At 61.8% G+C, this 16,392-nt stretch carries 13 protein-coding genes; 3 read left to right on the top strand and 10 right to left on the bottom strand.

Features of this window, described 5'->3' with window-relative positions:
* Positions 1 to 13 precede the first annotated feature (13 nt).
* From AC1D2N_RS18430 to AC1D2N_RS18440, 3 genes are read right to left on the bottom strand one after another with little or no spacing between them, the layout of a single operon-like run.
* Positions 14 to 784: a phosphotransferase gene (locus AC1D2N_RS18430; RefSeq protein ID WP_130748207.1), complete on the bottom strand. Its 771-nt coding sequence runs from the start codon at positions 782 to 784 to the stop codon at positions 14 to 16.
* The gene (locus AC1D2N_RS18435) at positions 781 to 1,659 is read right to left on the bottom strand and encodes an MBL fold metallo-hydrolase (RefSeq protein ID WP_130748208.1); all 879 of its coding nucleotides are present in this window, start codon (positions 1,657 to 1,659) and stop codon (positions 781 to 783) included. The genes AC1D2N_RS18430 and AC1D2N_RS18435 overlap by 4 nt, the downstream gene beginning before the upstream one ends.
* Before the next feature lie 32 nt (positions 1,660 to 1,691).
* Positions 1,692 to 2,120, bottom strand: a complete 429-nt coding sequence (locus AC1D2N_RS18440) for a hypothetical protein (RefSeq protein ID WP_130748237.1) — start codon at positions 2,118 to 2,120, stop codon at positions 1,692 to 1,694.
* Between the two features lie 235 nt (positions 2,121 to 2,355).
* Between AC1D2N_RS18440 and AC1D2N_RS18445 the strand changes: the two genes are divergently transcribed.
* Genes AC1D2N_RS18445 through glgB form a run of 3 tightly spaced genes read left to right on the top strand, consistent with a single transcriptional unit; the run spans position 2,356 to position 11,069 of the window.
* Positions 2,356 to 5,580 (top strand): alpha-1,4-glucan--maltose-1-phosphate maltosyltransferase, encoded by a 3,225-nt coding sequence (locus AC1D2N_RS18445; RefSeq protein WP_477981727.1) that lies wholly within the window; start codon positions 2,356 to 2,358, stop codon positions 5,578 to 5,580.
* Positions 5,581 to 8,862, top strand: coding sequence for a maltose alpha-D-glucosyltransferase (treS, locus tag AC1D2N_RS18450; protein ID WP_130729590.1), 3,282 nt, complete (start codon positions 5,581 to 5,583; stop codon positions 8,860 to 8,862).
* The gene (glgB, locus tag AC1D2N_RS18455; protein ID WP_130729591.1) at positions 8,859 to 11,069 is read left to right on the top strand and encodes a 1,4-alpha-glucan branching protein GlgB; all 2,211 of its coding nucleotides are present in this window, start codon (positions 8,859 to 8,861) and stop codon (positions 11,067 to 11,069) included. Before treS ends, glgB begins: the two co-directional genes overlap by 4 nt.
* A gap of 42 nt (positions 11,070 to 11,111) precedes the next feature.
* Here glgB and AC1D2N_RS18460 read toward each other — a convergent pair whose 3' ends face one another.
* From AC1D2N_RS18460 to AC1D2N_RS18490, 7 genes are all read right to left on the bottom strand, one after another.
* Positions 11,112 to 11,873: an ABC transporter ATP-binding protein gene (locus AC1D2N_RS18460; RefSeq protein WP_113542760.1), complete on the bottom strand. Its 762-nt coding sequence runs from the start codon at positions 11,871 to 11,873 to the stop codon at positions 11,112 to 11,114.
* On the bottom strand, positions 11,870 to 12,910 hold the full coding sequence (locus tag AC1D2N_RS18465; protein ID WP_130729592.1) for a FecCD family ABC transporter permease: 1,041 nt from the start codon (positions 12,908 to 12,910) through the stop codon (positions 11,870 to 11,872). Before AC1D2N_RS18465 ends, AC1D2N_RS18460 begins: the two co-directional genes overlap by 4 nt.
* On the bottom strand, positions 12,907 to 13,932 hold the full coding sequence (locus AC1D2N_RS18470) for an ABC transporter substrate-binding protein (RefSeq protein WP_130729593.1): 1,026 nt from the start codon (positions 13,930 to 13,932) through the stop codon (positions 12,907 to 12,909). The genes AC1D2N_RS18465 and AC1D2N_RS18470 overlap by 4 nt, the downstream gene beginning before the upstream one ends.
* A gap of 153 nt (positions 13,933 to 14,085) precedes the next feature.
* Positions 14,086 to 14,724, bottom strand: a complete 639-nt coding sequence (locus AC1D2N_RS18475; protein ID WP_130729594.1) for an RES family NAD+ phosphorylase — start codon at positions 14,722 to 14,724, stop codon at positions 14,086 to 14,088.
* Complete coding sequence (locus AC1D2N_RS18480; RefSeq protein WP_130729595.1) at positions 14,724 to 15,335, bottom strand: helix-turn-helix domain-containing protein; 612 nt, start codon at positions 15,333 to 15,335, stop codon at positions 14,724 to 14,726. The genes AC1D2N_RS18475 and AC1D2N_RS18480 overlap by 1 nt, the downstream gene beginning before the upstream one ends.
* Positions 15,336 to 15,491: 156 nt before the next feature.
* A complete protein-coding gene (locus tag AC1D2N_RS18485) occupies positions 15,492 to 15,773 on the bottom strand; it encodes a hypothetical protein (protein ID WP_018245888.1) in 282 nt (93 codons plus the stop codon).
* Positions 15,774 to 15,849: 76 nt separating this feature from the next.
* Positions 15,850 to 16,314 (bottom strand): hypothetical protein, encoded by a 465-nt coding sequence (locus AC1D2N_RS18490; RefSeq protein WP_130729596.1) that lies wholly within the window; start codon positions 16,312 to 16,314, stop codon positions 15,850 to 15,852.
* Positions 16,315 to 16,392 lie beyond the last annotated feature (78 nt).

The raw sequence follows: 16,392 nt of genomic DNA on the forward strand, positions 1-16,392 counted from the left end.
CCTGGCGAAGGCGTCAGCACAGAGCTTCGAGCAGTCGATCCCGATGGCTTCTGATATAGTCGATATCGCTTAGATAGAGCCGGGCATCTCCTGTGGCGACGTCCTCCGCGAATGTCGCCTCTCCAGCCGAGGCGTTCGCCAGCATGAAATCGACCAGCGCCTGAAGCCGCCTGCAGATCATCTCTGGGAGCTGGAGCCGTTCGTCCACCGTCGCCCCATATGCCTCACAGAAGAGTTCCGCTCGCCGCAGCTGTTCGTCGAGGTTGAATGCCACATGTGGGTTGGCGGGATCGGATAGGGGCGCCCAGCGGTAAACCGAGTAGGCCAAATCCCAAAGGCGCGACGCGGGATGGGCGGCGTCGAAATCGATGATGCCGACAGCCGCCTGACCTGCTGTGGCGACATTGTAGGGCGCATAATCTCCGTGGCATACGATCTCGCGCGGCTCCTGTGGCGGCAACATCCATGTCTGGACCTCGCGATCCGATTCCAGAAATCCTTGAGATGCCGAATGAAAGTCGCGCAGAAGCCTGGCTGCGGAAAGCAGCATGGGCTCCGATCCGACAAATTGGTCGCTCAAATCTTCGCAGACGCGCCCGGCGACATAACTGATGACCTCCTGGTTCCCCGTTATTTCAATGGGATCCGGCGCTCCCGAAAAGCCTCTGCTCCTCAGATAGCGCAAAAACCGGTGCACCGTCGGCGTCCACGCGCCGGAAGGCCTGATCACGGTATCGCCATCACGCCAGATCTGCCCGGTTCGGCCGCCCTCCAACAGTTTCATTTTCCGGTCTCTTCGATATGGGCCTGAACCGTCGCGCCAAGGTTTGTCTCATGGCAGTTCCGGTAGAACGCCACCACGTCGGAAGGCATTCCGTCGGGGATGGGGACGAAGTCTTCAAGCCGCAGGCCGATTGAGCTGCCGAGTTGTGGATCCGCTAGCTGGCTCTCGCTCAAACTGCCGATACGATCGGCCAGGGCTTGGAAATAGGCGAGGTTCGCATCCACCGTCGAAGGGGAGTACGTCCGGCCGTGCGCAGGGATGATCAGCCTTGCATCCAGGTCACGTATTCGCTCCAGCGAGGAACGGATAAGGCGGAGATCATCAGCACTTTTGCTCCAGACTTCGGGAACGGGATACTCCACCGCGTCGACGGCCAGGCAGATGCGAAGTTCGGGAATCCATACGGCGATATGGTCGGGCGTGTGACCCGGCGTATGAATGAGTTCCAGCGTCAGATCACCGCCATTGAGGGTCATCGAGCCGGAGAACGTAATGTCGGGACCGATGAGGTCGACGTTCCGAAACCTCGAATCCTGACTTGTCTTGTCCCTCAGGACCTCGCGTGCGGAAGGGTCACGTAAACGGTCGAGCCCTGCGGCATGCGCGATAATCGGAGCGCGCCCCGCAACGGCGGCATTCCCCCAGAAATGATCCCAATCCATGTGCGAATTGATGACGATCATCGGGCGTGCTTTCGTCTGTTCCTCGAGCAGGTCCAGCGCCGCCAGGCATAATTCGGGCGTTCCGAGCGTATCGATCAGGACATTGAGCCTCTCGGTCTGGACGAACACGGCATCAACTTCGTCCCCCGCCCTGACGATCACGATCCGATCATCGAGGTCGGGGTATGAACACAATTCCACCAATGGATTCACGTCTGGTCGCCTTTATTGCAAATCGCAGAGATTCATTCGGATACATCAAGTCCCGTTCGGGCGCCTGCTCTTTCCGAACGGTGCGGGGCGGCGGGGCTTCCCGTCAGATTTGGCTTGCGCTCTGCCGGAACATGGACATCCCAACGTCTCATCACGCTGTTCGGCACCGCGACCGTGCATATCACCATCACGCTCAGTTTCGAGCGGCCAAGGCTCTTCGGCGTCCACTGTGTTTCGAGCGGTACCGCGCATCGGGGAACCAGAATCTTCAGGTTGGGCTCCAGCACGTCCCACTGCTGATGCCCCTTGGCGTTCTCCTGTGAGATGAAGCGCCTGGCCTCCTCGCGGATTTCGAACAGGCCATGCGTGTGCTCGGTGGAGCGATCGGTTTCGATGCTCCAGGAGGCTAGGCACAGCGCGCAGGCCGACAGGGCGGCGGTGAGGAGTGTCGATCGAAGCAGTGAGCCGTCAGCGGCCAAATTGGTCATCCTCCCGGGGAGGGGAAGACTACCGAAATGCGTTACGCCTTCAAGGGTTCTCGTCAGAAACAAGCGCCTTTGATGCTCGAACGAAACGCGTCCGATCGATCCCGCTTCAATGCGGCCCACGATGTCCAGCGCGTCGCGAATTGGCAGTTTCGGTGGAACAACCGCCGCCAACAGAAGTTTGCCTGTAAAGCAACTCGAGCGGCGGCCGATGTTATCCTCTCCAAAACAGGGTGTGTTGAGCACCCCACCCCGGATCTATTATGTCAATCCACTCCTTCTTCAGGGTATCGATGCGTGGCGCGAAGTTTTCGACCATGCAGCGGATACGGGTTTCGACCGTGTGCTGACGGCGCCTCTTTTCGACCGGGGCGGGGAGCGCAGCGTCTTTGCCTCCCGGGACCTAGGCCGCCTCGATCCTCAACTGTCGCTCGGAAGCGCAGTCGAGGAGGGGGTGGGACGCTTGACGGAGGCCGCCCGCAAGAGCGGCGTCGCCTTGATGATGGACCTGATGCTCGACGGTAAGGCCCGGGATCCCAAGGCGGGCTTTCACCCTGTCGATCCGAGGCGCTCGCCATTGGACCCGGCGGAACCGATGACTGCGATGGGGGCGGAGTCTCAATCCCGGCTGTTGGAAGAATGGACCGAACGGCTACGAGGACTGACTGGTCTCGGCCTCTCCGGCTACCGGGCGCTCGGGATCGATCGCATTGCGCCGGCGGTTTTCAGATCACTGATTTCGGCGGTGCGCGAGAAGGCGGACGCGCAATTCCTCGCCTGGACGCCCGGCACTGATTTTGGCGCCAGGGCCGCGGTCAAGGATACAGGCTTCGACGGATGTTTTTCATCGATGGCCTGGTGGGATTTCGATGAGAGATGGTTCATCGAAGAACACCGCGTCCAGAAGGAGCTTGGCTGGCAGGTCGCTTTTCCGGAGCCGCCCTTCGCCAGGCGGATCGCCTACGGAACCGAAAGCCGCGAAATCCTCGAACGGCGCGCTATAAGGGCGCTCCGGCTGGCTGCTTCACTCGGCGGCGGCCTGATGGTTCCGATGGGCTTCGAATATGGCGCAGTCACGCCGCTCGATCCGACCCATGGGAATGGAGCGGGCTTGCGGAGGATGCGCCATGACCTTGCCTTCGATATCTCCTCCGAAATTCGCCTTGCGAACACCGAGATCGGCAAGAAACCCCATGCGCCGACCTCGTCGCTCCGGCTCATCCGCAACGCCAACGGACCGGTCTCAGCGCTGCTGCAGGCTGAGGCGGAAGACCTTCGCAGCACTGAGAATGTGCGGTTCATCCTGCTCAACAGGGACCTTCGGAAAAGTGCGCCCGCTCCGGTGACCGCACTGCGCGAAGCGGCCTCCGGTTTTCTTCCCGCCGCAGCCGACGGCACAGCTCTGCGGCTGCGGGCAGGGGAGACCCTGGTGGTCGAAGGCAAGGCGCCGGCGCCGATCACATCCCGGCCGATCCTCGACGTCGCACAGGCGATAGCATCACCGCGGCTCGCCATCGAAAACATCATGCCGCGGGTCGATGAAGGGCGCTTTCCCGTCAAGCGGGTGGTCGGCGACATCGTCACCGTCGAGGCGGATATATTCGCCGACGGCCACGACCCGATCGCCGCGGTCCTGCTCTGGCGGCCGCTCGATGCGGCGGACTGGAATGAGACGGAGATGCAATTGGTCGAAAACGACCGCTGGCACGCCGAATTCCTGCTGGAACGCATCGGACGCTATGAATTTGCCGTCGAGGCATGGAAGAACCCGTTTGCGATTTTCCGCTACGAACTGACGAAGAAGAACGATGCCAGGCTGGATCTGAAGCTCGAACTCCAGGAGGGGTTAAACCTCGTCCGCTCGGCGGAGATGCATGCCGGCCCAACGCTCAATGCCGAATTGAAGGCCCTCGGCGACAATCTCGAAAGGGCGTCCGATGCCGAGCGCACGGCGATCCTGCTCGATGCCGGAACATCCGAATTGATGAACAAGGCCGACAGGCGGCCGTTTCGGCTTCGCTCGACGGCAAGCGCCGTCGATGCCGAACGCAAGGAGGCTGCCTTTGCCAGCTGGTACCAGATCTTTCCGCGTTCGCAGAGCGGCGATCCGGACCGGCACGGCACCTTCGACGACGTCATCCCGCGACTGCCCGCGATCCGCGACATGGGTTTCGACGTGCTCTATTTCCCGCCGATTCATCCGATCGGTTCGACCAACCGGAAAGGCCGCAACAACAGCCTGAAAGCCGGGCCGGGCGACCCCGGAAGCCCCTATGCCATCGGCTCCGAGGATGGCGGCCATGACGCCATCCATCCCGAGCTCGGCGAGTTCGAGGATTTCCGCCGGTTGGTCGAGGCGGCAGGGCGGTATGGCCTGGAGATCGCTCTCGACCTTGCGATCCAGGCGTCGCCGGATCACCCTTGGTTGAAGGAGCATCCCGGCTGGTTCGACTGGCGTCCCGACGGCACGATCAAATATGCCGAAAACCCGCCGAAGAAATACGAGGACATCGTCAACGTCGATTTCTACACGAAAGATGCCCTGCCTTCGCTTTGGGTGGAGCTCAGGGATGTCGTCCAGCTTTGGGTGGACCAGGGCGTCAAGCTGTTTCGCGTCGACAATCCGCACACGAAGCCCTTTCCGTTCTGGGAATGGCTGATCGGCGATATCAGGGCCCGTCATCCCGATGTCGTCTTCCTGTCGGAAGCCTTCACCAAGCCGAAGGTCATGTACCGGCTGGCAAAGGTCGGCTTCTCCCAGTCCTATACCTACTTCACCTGGCGCAATGCCAAATGGGAACTCGAGCAATATATGTGGGAGCTGACCGAGACCGCGCCGAAAGAATTCTTCCGCCCGCATTTCTTCGTCAACACCCATGATATCAATCCGGATTTCCTGCAGAACGCACCGCGCCCGGCCTTCCTAATCCGCGCAGCACTTGCCGCCACTCTTTCGGGATTGTGGGGCGTCTATAATGGTTTCGAACTTTGCGAGGGGCGACCGGACGCCAAGCGCAAGGAATATGCCGACAGCGAAAAGTACGAAATCCGGGCCTGGGACTATGACCGGCCGGGCAATATCATTGCCGAAATCAGGACGCTCAACCGCATCCGGACCGAAAACACCGCGCTGCATTCGCATCTCGGGCTGACGCTGCTGAATGCGCGAAATGACAATATCTTGTTCTTCGAGAAGGCAAGCCGCGCCCGCGACAACGTCCTGCTGATCGCCATCAGCCTCGACCCCCATAATTTCCAGCAAAGCGACGTCGAGCTGCCGCTCTGGCACTGGTCGCTCGGAGACGACGGCACGCTGGATGCGGAAGATCTGATCGGCGGCCATCGTTTCAAGTGGACCGGCAAATGGCAGAGCATCGGGCTCAATCCTGAGATCCTGCCCTATGCGATCTGGCGCATTCGCTCAAGGGAGGCATGAATGGACACGATGAACGCAGATAGCGCGCCGCAGCCGCTCTGGTACAAGGATGCGATCATCTACCAGCTGCACATCAAGTCGTTCTACGATGGCAATGGCGACGGGGTCGGCGACTTCGCCGGCCTGCACCAGAAGCTCGATCATATCGCAGCGCTCGGCGTCAATGCCATCTGGCTCCTGCCTTTCTTTCCCTCTCCGCGCCGCGACGACGGCTACGACATCGCCGACTATGGCAATGTCAGCCCCGATTACGGGACGATGGAGGATTTCCGAGCCTTCGTCGACGCCGCCCACCAGCGCAATATTCGCGTCATCATCGAACTCGTCATCAACCACACCTCCGACCAGCATCCCTGGTTCCAGCGCGCCCGCCAGGCGCCGGCGGGATCGCCGGAGCGCGACTTTTACGTCTGGTCGGATACCGATCAGAAATTTCCGGAAACGCGCATCATTTTCATCGATACGGAAAAATCCAACTGGACATGGGACGCGGTGGCCGGCGCCTATTACTGGCACCGCTTCTATTCCCATCAACCCGACCTGAATTTCGACAGCCCTCTTGTCATGGAGGAGTTGCTGAGGGTGATGCGCTTCTGGCTGGAAACCGGCATCGACGGTTTTCGTCTCGATGCGATTCCCTACCTCGTCGAGCGCGAGGGGACGATCAACGAAAACCTGCCGGAAACCCATGCGATCCTCAAACGCATACGCGCCGCGCTCGATGCCACTCATCCCGGCGTGATGCTGCTTGCCGAGGCCAATCAATGGCCGGAGGACACGCGCGAATATTTCGGAGAGGGCGACGAATGCCACATGGCCTTCCACTTCCCGCTAATGCCGCGCATGTATATGGCGATCGCCAAGGAGGATCGGTTTCCGATCACCGACATCCTGCGCCAGACGCCGGAGATTCCAGACAACTGCCAATGGGCGATCTTCCTTCGCAACCACGACGAGCTCACGCTCGAAATGGTGACCGACGCCGAGCGGGATTATCTCTGGGAGACCTATGCATCCGACAAACGTGCCCGCATCAATCTCGGCATCAGACGGCGCCTGGCGCCATTGATGGAGCGCGACCGCCGGCGGATCGAGCTGATGAACGCGCTTCTTCTCTCGATGCCGGGAACGCCGGTGATCTATTACGGTGACGAGATCGGCATGGGCGACAATATCTATCTCGGCGACCGGGATGGAGTGAGGACGCCGATGCAATGGTCTCCGGACCGCAATGGCGGTTTCTCCAGGGCAGATCCGGCGCGTCTCGTCCTGCCGCCCGTCGCCGACCCGCTCTACGGTTTCGAGGCCGTCAACGTCGAGGCGCAGAGTACGGACGCGCATTCGCTGCTCAACTGGACGCGCAGAATGTTGGCGTTGCGCGGCAGGCATCCCGCCTTCGGGCGTGGCACGCTGCGGTTCCTTTCACCGGAAAATCGCAAGATCCTTGCCTATCTCAGGGAGTATGAAGGCGAGGTTCTGCTCTGTGTTGCAAGTCTCTCGCGGCTGCCCCAGGCCGTCGAACTCGACCTGTCGAGCTTCGAGGGGCGCGTGCCCATTGAACTGACCGGGATGTCGCCGTTTCCGCCGATCGGCCAGTTGACCTATCTGCTGACCTTGCCGCCCTACGGTTTCTTCTGGTTCCAGCTGATGGCTGATGCCGACCCGCCGGCGTGGCGCACCGCACCGCCGGAACAGCTTCCCGATCTGTTGACGATGGTCATCCGGCGTAGCCTGCTCGACCTCGTGGATGAACCGGGTCATGCGCGCATTCTGAGCGGCGAAATCCTGCCCGCCTATCTCTCTAAGCGGCGATGGTTCGGGGCAAAGGACCAGGCGGTTCAGGCCGCTCGACTGATCTCCGCGACACCAATCCCATTCGCCGATGGCGTCGTCCTCGGCGAATTGGAGGTCGAGCTGCCGAACCACAGCGAATCCTACCAACTGCCGCTCACGGTCGCCTGGGACGATGCGCATCCTTCCGCGCTTGCCCAGCAGCTTGCGCTTGGGAGGATTCGCCAAGGTAGACGCGTCGGTTTCCTCACAGACGGATTTGCCGTGGAGGCAATGGCGCGCGGCATTCTGCACGGACTTCGCGACCGCTCGCGCACCACCGGCCGGGCCGGCACGCTCGAATTCATTGGGACAGAACGGCTCGACAGTCTCGATATTTCAGACGAGCTGCCGGTGCATTGGCTATCGGCTGAACAGTCCAACAGCTCGCTGCTCGTCGGCGACGTAGCGATGATCAAACTGATCAGACACATCTTCCCGGGCATCCATCCGGAAGTCGAGATGACGCGCTATCTCACCCGCGCCGGCTATGACCACACGGCGCCCCTGCTCGGAGAGGTCGCGCATACCGATTCCAGCGGACGCCGTTCCACCTTGATCATCGTCCAGGGCGCGATCCGCAATCAGGGCGACGCCTGGAACTGGATGCTGAACAATCTGCGCCGCGGGGCCGACGAACTCGTGCTGAACGATCCGGCGGTCCAACCAGACGATGACGTCTTCCGGTCGCTGATCAGTTTCGTCGCGATGGTGGGTCTCAGGCTCGGCGAATTGCATGTCGTGCTCGCTGCGAAGACTGGGGACGAGGCCTTCAGCCCGGTGGTATCAGGCGACAGCGAGGTCGAGGCGATGAGGAAGGCCGTTGCCGGGGAGCTCGCCTATGCGATGTCGAAGCTCGAGGAACGCGACGAGAATGCCGACCCCGCAATCGACCTGCTCGCAAGGCCGCTTCTCGAGCGTCGTTCCGAACTCGCAGAGCTCGCCGGGACACTGGCGCAGAGCGCCCGCCATACGCTAATGACACGCACGCATGGCGACTTCCATCTTGGCCAGATCCTCGTCAGCGAGGGTGATGCCGTCATCATCGACTTCGAGGGCGAGCCCGCGAAAAACCTGGCCGAGCGCCGCGCCAAGACGAACCCGCTGCGCGATGTCGCCGGGCTTTTGAGATCGCTGAGCTACCTCGTGGCCACCGCCCAGCTCGACAACGACGCGGTCATCGAACACGACAACGAGGTCCGCCGCGAGGCGATCGCCCGCTTCGGGCGCCATGCCGAGGAGGCCTTTCTCGATGCCTATTCGCAGGCGGTTTCCGTATCGAAGGAGCTTGACATGCCACCCCACCAAAGACGCCGGGTTCTCGATGCCTTTCTACTCGAAAAGGCCGCCTACGAGATCGCCTATGAAGCCCGCAACAGGCCGAAATGGCTTCCGATCCCGCTATCCGGCCTTACCGAAATCGTAGCGCGTCTGACGGGAGTCAAGGCATGAATGTTGAGCGCTCGGAACTTCTGGCGGGCATCGGACAGGATGCGCTATGGGCCCTGATCGAGGGGCGCCATGGCGATCCCTTTTCGATCCTCGGTCCCCACCAAAGCGGCGGCATGACGATCGTGCGGGTGTATCTGCCCGGTGCGGAAGCGGTCGATCTCATCGATGCGACGAGCGGCCGGGTGGTGGCGCCGTTCAGCATCGCCCACTCGTCCGGCCTGTTTGCGGCGGTGGCGGCCTCGAGGACGGGATACCGGCTGCGGATCACATGGCCGGATGCAGTTCAAATCACCGAGGACCCCTACAGTTTCGGTCTGCTGCTCGGAGAGCTCGACCTCCATCTGATATCGGAGGGCACCCACTACAGTCTGAGCCGGACGCTCGGCGCAGTTGATATGGCGGTCGACGGGATATCGGGCGTTCGTTTCGCCGTCTGGGCCCCGAATGCGCGCCGCGTCTCGGTTGTCGGCGACTTCAACGCCTGGGACGGGCGGCGCAATCCGATGCGGCTGAGACCGTCGGCGGGCGTCTGGGAGCTGTTCGTTCCGCGCCTCGCCCCCGGTGAAAGATATAAGTTCGAGATCATTGATGCTGAGGGGACCTGCTTGCCGCAGAAGGCCGATCCGGTCGCGAGGGCGAGCGAGGCGGCTCCGTCCACCGCCTCCATCGTCGCATCGTCGACGCCGTTTCGATGGACCGATGACGGCTGGATGAAGGGCCGGTCCCGCCAAGACAGGCTGGAGGGCGCGTTCTCGGTCTATGAGGTGCACGCCGGCTCCTGGCTTCGCGATCTAAAGGACGGCAACAGGTCGCTCGACTGGGTTGAACTCAGCCAGCGGCTGGTTCCCTATGTCAGCGACATGGGCTTTACCCATATCGAGCTGCTGCCGATCATGGAGCATCCGTTCGGCGGGTCCTGGGGTTATCAGCCGCTCGGGCTATTCGCGCCCACCGGCCGATACGGGACGCCTGAAGATTTCGCCTATTTCATCGACCGGTGCCATGGCGCCGGGCTCGGTGTCATCCTCGATTGGGTGCCGGCTCATTTTCCCACAGACGTCTGGGGGCTTGCCCGCTTCGACGGCAGCGCGCTCTACGAGCACGAAGATCCGCGCGAAGGCTTTCACCGCGACTGGAACACGCTGATCTACAATCTCGGCCGCAACGAGGTGAAAGGGTTCCTGATCGCCAGCGCGCTGGAATGGCTAGAGCGCTACCATATCGACGGTTTGCGGGTCGACGCCGTTGCCTCGATGCTTTACCGCGACTACAGCCGCAACGAGGGCGAATGGATCCCCAACCAATATGGCGGCCGCGAGAATCTGGAAGCGGTCGAATTCTTCAAGCACCTGAACAGCATCATTCACGAGCGCTGCCCGCACGCGATGACGATCGCCGAGGAATCGACGGCCTGGCCCGGCGTGACGAAGCCGCCGGAGCAGGGAGGGCTGGGGTTCGACATCAAATGGAACATGGGCTGGATGCATGACAGCCTGAGCTACATCGAGAAGGATCCGATTTACCGGAGCTACGCCCATGGCACGATGACCTTCGGCATGATCTATGCCTATTCCGAACACTTCATTCTGCCGATTTCACATGACGAGGTCGTCTACGGAAAGGGCTCGCTGCTGACGAAGATGCCGGGCGACGAATGGCAAAAATTCGCCAATCTGCGCAGCTATCTCGCCTTCATGTGGGGTCATCCTGGCAAGAAGCTCTTGTTCATGGGGAGCGAAGTCGCACAGCCGGGCGAGTGGAACCATGACGGGTCGGTGACCTGGGATGTGCTGGACCGGCCCCAGCATGTAGGGATTCAGCGGCTGGTGAAGGATCTGAACGGCCTCTACGCGGACGCGCCGGCATTGCAATTCGGCGACTTTCATCCCGAGGGCTTCGAATGGGCGGCAGCCGACGACGCCGTCAATTCCGTGCTCGGGATGCTCCGTTATGCACCCGATCGTGCTTCGTCGATCCTGGTCATGTCGAATTTCACGCCGGTGCCGCGTTACGGCTACAGGGTCGGCGTGCCCAGCGACGGTGTGTGGATCGAGAAGATGACGACGGATGCGCGGGAATATGGCGGCTCGGGCCTTGTCAATGGCGCGGTGTCGACCGAACCGGTGCCCGCCCACGGCAGGCCCGTCTCTCTGTCGCTGACGCTGCCGCCGCTGTCGACGGTTTTTCTGCAGGGTCCCACGCCCTGACGGCACAACCGTAGAACGGTCAACTCGGTGACAGTTTCACCGTCACCTGAGATAGTGGATATGCGGGCGCGAATGATAGGGAGAGGCTTCGATGCGGGCCTCGACGGAAAAGACATTCCTTAGAAGATCCTCGCTCAACACGTCCTGGGGCGCGCCGGAGGCGACGATCCTGCCATGCTGCATGATGATCAGCTGGTCGCAGAACATGGCAGCATGATTGAGATCGTGCAGGGCGACGATGCTGGTGATCGGCAGGCCGGAGACGAGCCGCATCAGGCCGATCTGATGCTGGATATCGAGATGGTTCGTGGGTTCGTCGAGGATCAGCTCCTGGGGCGACTGGGCGAGCGCCCTTGCGATATGGGTGCGCTGCTTCTCGCCGCCCGACAGGCTTTGCCAGCGATCGTCGCGTTTCTCCGCCATGCCGGCGCGCGCCAGCGCGGCTTCGACCGCCTCGTCGTCGGTCTTCGTCCAGCCTGAAAACATCGACCGGTGCGGGAACCGGCCGAGCTTGACGACGTCGACGACCCGCAGATTGGCATTTGTGGTGGCGTGTTGCTCGACGAAGGCGATCCGCCGGGCGATCGAGCGGCGGCTGATAGTGGCGATGTCGCTCCGGTCGAGCGTGATGCGGCCGGAATGCGGCCGCTTCAGGCCGGCGAGAAGCCGCAGGAGCGAGGTCTTGCCCGAGCCGTTCGGCCCGAGCAGGCCGAGCATCTTGCCCGGCGGCGCGTCCAGGGAAACGCCGTCGAGAATGGTCTTCCTGCCAATCTTCCAGATGAGGTTGTCGGCCTTGATGCTCATGATGCGCGCTGGAACCGGTAGAGGATGATCGAGAAGAAGGGGACGCCCACCAGGGCGGTGACGACGCCGATTGGCAGGATCTGGTTTGGAATGAGGGCGCGCGCGGCGATGTCGGCGAGCACCATGAAGATCGCCCCTGTTATGGCGCAAGCCGGCAGGAGGCGGACATGCAGCGGCCCGACGACAAAGCGCGCGACATGCGGCACGACAAGGCCGACGAAGCCGATCGATCCTACCATGCTGACGATCGTCGCCGTCATCATTGCCGTCAGCGCAAAGAGCGCCATCCGGGCGCGGCCGACATTGACGCCGAGTGATGATGCCGCCTCGTCGCCGAAAGCGAAGGCGTCGAGCACGCGGGCGTAAAACAGGCAGCCGACGAGGCCGACGCCGACAACGATCGAGACCAGCGCAAATTCCGGCCAGCGCACGCCGCCGAAGCTGCCGAGCAGCCAGAACATGACGTCGCGGGCCTGCTGGGCGTTGGCCGACGTCGTGACGATGTAAGACGTCGTGGCGTTGAAGAGCTGCGAAGCGGCGACACCGGCGAGGATGGTGCGATCGGCGCCGCCGCGTGTGCCGTTTGACAGCAGCGCGACGAAGAAGAAGGCCGCGAAGGCGCCGGCAAAGGCGCCGGCGGAAAGCGAGACCGCGCCGGCGCCGACGCCTAAGATGACGATCGCGACGGCGCCTGTGGAGGCGCCGGCCGAGATGCCGAGAACATAGGGTTCGGCAAGCGGATTGCGCAGCAGCGACTGCATGATCGCGCCCGACAGCGCAAGGCCCGCGCCGCAGAAGGCGGCAACCAGCGCCCGGCTGAGACGATAATCCCAGATGACGGTCTCGTGGATGCGGTTCAGTTCGACCGCGGTCCATCCCAGCCGGTTGGTGACGGCCGAAAACGTGGTTGCGAGCGGGATCGGCAGGTCGCCGATCCCGACGCTGATGCCAATGGCGACAGCGATGAGGCAGAAGGAGGCCAGGAGCAGCGCGAGGACGGCTCCCAGTTGCCGGAAGATACGGCTCGCTTCGGTCACTGCAACAGACCGAGAGCCTTCAGCTGGCCGGCCACCTGCTCGGCGCCGTAGACCGTGCGGACGGTCGGGTTCATGGCCTGGCCGTCCATGATCACGATCGCCTTGTTCTTGACGGCGGGGATCTGGCTGACGGCCGGATCGGTGTTCAGGAAATTGATCTTGGCCTCCGGCTTATCGAGCTCCCAGCGGTTGCGGTCAAGACTGGCGACGACGATGACGTCGGGATTGGAGGCGATGATGCCTTCCCAGCCGAGCGTCGGCCATTCCGCTTCCGCTGATATTGCGTTGTGCCCGCCGAGCAGGTCGGCGATGAAGCCGGACGCGCTGTTCTTGCCGCCGAGATAGGCGTCGGCCGACGGGCTGGGGCTGGAGAACCAGAAGACGTAGGAAAGGTTCTTGCCGTCCTTTGAAACGCTGGAGCGAAGCTTGGCTTCGCGCGCCTTGAAGTCGGCGATCAGCGCCTGGCCGCGATCGGCGACATCGAAAATCTCAGAGAGTTCGTCGATCTCCTTGTAGAGGAGATCCATGTTCCACAGCTCGGCGCGGCTGCCGTACTGGTCCTTGACGTCCTTGGTGCTGAGGCAGGTGCTGGGAGAAAGATAGCTTGCGACGCCGACCTTGTCGAAATCCTCGCGCTTGGCGACCTTGCTGTTCGGCCCGACCAGGCTTGGCAGAGCCGCCGCCACGAAATCGGGACTTTCGGCGAGGATCGATTCGAAGGTCGGCATCTCGACGGTCAGAAGCTTGACCTTGGCATTGGCTTCTGCGAGCTGCGGCAGAACCTTGCTCGGCCAGAAGGCCGTGCCGGCCATCTTGTCCTGAAGGCCGAGCAGCAGCAGGATTTCAGCGCTGTTCTGGCCGAGGCCGATCGCCCGTTCGGGCGCCTTCTGGAAAGTCACCTGCGCGCCGCAGTTTTCCAGGGTCAGCGGGTAGGTCGTCGAAGCGGCCAAAGACGGATTTGCGGCAAGGCCGATCATGGTTGAGAGGCCGCAGGCGGCCAGAAGCGATTTGAGGCTGGTCACGAAGAAATTCCCGGTGCGTGAGTATATGCGGCCGTATAGCCTCAGAAACGGCCAGAAAACAAGACCAAATAAATCAACTTATCGCAAAATTGACAAGGCATTGCTGCGGGAACAACGTGCCACCGCCTGTCGAACGGCAGCCGCGTTCGCCGTCTAAACGGGGCCGACCGGTGACAGCGACTTGCCGTAGACCTCGAGGATCGCCGCAATCTCCTTGAGGATGCCGGAGAGCGGAAGCGTGCCTTTTCTGTCGAACGCCATGTCGCTGCGTTCGAAAAGGGCGAGGCAGATCTCGCTCGTATCATGGCGCGATTGGTAGGCAAGGCCATCCGGCCGGTCGGCATGGTCCCAAAGCGCGTCGGTCCAAAGGCCGCATGGTCCGTAGGGGCCGGTGGAGATGGCATTATCAGTGCCGAGGGTCTGCAGGCCGGTTCCGTGCATGCGGACGATCCTCAGTGGTCTGATACAGCTGAGTTCACTGATGGCGCGTGTGGTGATTTCGGTCATGGACACCATCAACCGCTGGGGATTGCGCAGGATCGTTTCCGCAAGCGCTCCCCTGCGGCTCATCCCGACATAGAGAATTCCGAAACGTCCGCTGGCGCTGTCGAAACGATTGGTGGCGGGAATCCCGGGGCCGGGTCCAAAGAAGATGGGGTCGAGATGCGTCCGATGGACCCTATGGAGAACCTGCCCGACCGGAATGAGGTCGATCGGCAATGACGAATGGGCGAGCCAAGCGGGCGGGGGCAGTGCAGCTCCCGACGGCCCTCTGCCTGCATTTGCCGGCATCAGGCAAAGCCGTCGGAGGTTTCGATCCGGATCAGACGCCGGACTGCTTCACGATCGCCGTCGCGCAGCGCCTGCAGAGCTGTCCGACCACCGAGAACCGTATCGGAAGCAAGCAGAAAATCCAATGCGATCCAGGGACCGGCGGCGGCAAAACCACGCACGACATCGGAAATCCCTGCGATCACCTCACCTTGATCCAACTGGCAGAGCGGATAGCGCCAGTCGCTGCCTTCGCGCATGGCAAGCAGCGTGCCGGCTCGCCGCCTTTTGTCGACGGCCTGTCTGCTGATGCCGAGGATCCGTCCGGCGTCCTCGGCTGACATCGTCCCGCCGGCCCGTTCGACGAGATTTTGCCGATGCTCGACGTTGCGAGCCAACGCCGGAACCAGCGGATCGAGATCGTTTATCGCCGCGCCCACCATATCCGAGCGGCTGAGAAGCTGCGCCAACGATCCGGCGTCGGTCGGGGCTGAAAGCGCATCGGCCAGATCCTTTGCCGGCACGTTTGCAGAAATGCGCTCGAGCGCCGAAGTCGCGCGTCGCAGAAACGCGGCTCTGATGGAATTCGGCTCTTCCTGTTCTGTGACGGGAGTGGATGCGTGGCGGGCCATGGAGCGGCTCCTTGGTTGACAAGGTATTTATATGGCTCATGCCGATATGAAGTCAACCACATGTGTAGAGGCCACGCGCATCAATAAGCTTCCAGAAAGCCCCGATTGCCCGGGAGAGAACATACGGGTTCTCGTCAGCGAAGCCTTCGACATTGTTCAGGTCATCTTTCCTACAAGCTTGGCATAGTCCGAAAACGTCAACCGTTCGCCTCTCCTGCCTGCCTCTTCGGCAAGCTGCAGCACACGGATGGGGAACAGGATCGCGGCGCGATTGGCATCCGACAGTTCATGGTCGTCGTCATCCTCGACTGCCTGCTTGGCTTTCGCGAGCGCGGCATTGAGTTCTCCGCTGGTCAGCAGTTCCTTCTCGACGATCGCATCACATATCGACGCCATGGCCATGATGAGGCCCTTGAGCTGGAGGTTGGCCGTATTCATGAGAACTCCAAGGGAACGAGGGACCTATGATGGTGACGCCGTAGCGCGTCGCCGATTTCGTCGGTAAATTGCTACGTCAGTCCGATTGAATCGGCCGGATCGTGTCGACAGCGATGGCGCCTTCGAGGATCCCTCGCTTAACATCGCGCTTGTTCCGCTCGATCTCAATGACGGTGTAAAGCTTGTCGTCGCGAAAAGCGCTGGCATTGACCGTTGTGACATCCTCGGCGGGAGCCGCATCCACTTCCATGAAGTCAAGCTCACGAGCCGCAGCGACGATCCTGGCATCACCGGCCGTTCTGGCAGCGACGACGACGGTACCATGTCCGGGGGAGTTGTCCCATCTCGGATCGTCGGGCGCCGCGATCGGCTCCAGCCGATAGATGTTGAGCATCTCGTCGCCAGCGTCGGGCGACGATTGCGAAGCCGCATCCTCGATTTGCGCCTGGCTCTCGACCGACTTCCCGAAGGTGGTCTGGCTGGTCGCGTTGTTGATCTCTTCCTTACCTGTCCTTGAAACGTTCGACATGTCGTTCTCCATTCAGGACGGAAACGACTGCCGGCAGCCAAGTGTTCCCCACGCACGAAAAACCGCAAATTCCACCCAGACGATGTCCGG

It is taken from the genome of Rhizobium sp. P1_B8, assembly GCF_056406515.1.

Bases quoted from the DNA above. Each gene is read 5' to 3' on its own strand.
- AC1D2N_RS18490 (WP_130729596.1), bottom strand. From the start codon at position 16,314: ATGGAGAACGACATGTCGAACGTTTCAAGGACAGGTAAGGAAGAGATC.
- AC1D2N_RS18475 (WP_130729594.1), bottom strand. From the start codon at position 14,724: ATGCCGGCAAATGCAGGCAGAGGGCCGTCGGGAGCTGCACTGCCCCCG.
- AC1D2N_RS18460 (WP_113542760.1), bottom strand. From the start codon at position 11,873: ATGAGCATCAAGGCCGACAACCTCATCTGGAAGATTGGCAGGAAGACC.
- AC1D2N_RS18480 (WP_130729595.1), bottom strand. From the start codon at position 15,335: ATGGCCCGCCACGCATCCACTCCCGTCACAGAACAGGAAGAGCCGAAT.
- treS (WP_130729590.1), top strand. From the start codon at position 5,581: ATGGACACGATGAACGCAGATAGCGCGCCGCAGCCGCTCTGGTACAAG.
- glgB (WP_130729591.1), top strand. From the start codon at position 8,859: ATGAATGTTGAGCGCTCGGAACTTCTGGCGGGCATCGGACAGGATGCG.
- AC1D2N_RS18445 (WP_477981727.1), top strand. From the start codon at position 2,356: ATGTTATCCTCTCCAAAACAGGGTGTGTTGAGCACCCCACCCCGGATC.
- AC1D2N_RS18430 (WP_130748207.1), bottom strand. From the start codon at position 784: ATGAAACTGTTGGAGGGCGGCCGAACCGGGCAGATCTGGCGTGATGGC.
- AC1D2N_RS18485 (WP_018245888.1), bottom strand. From the start codon at position 15,773: ATGAATACGGCCAACCTCCAGCTCAAGGGCCTCATCATGGCCATGGCG.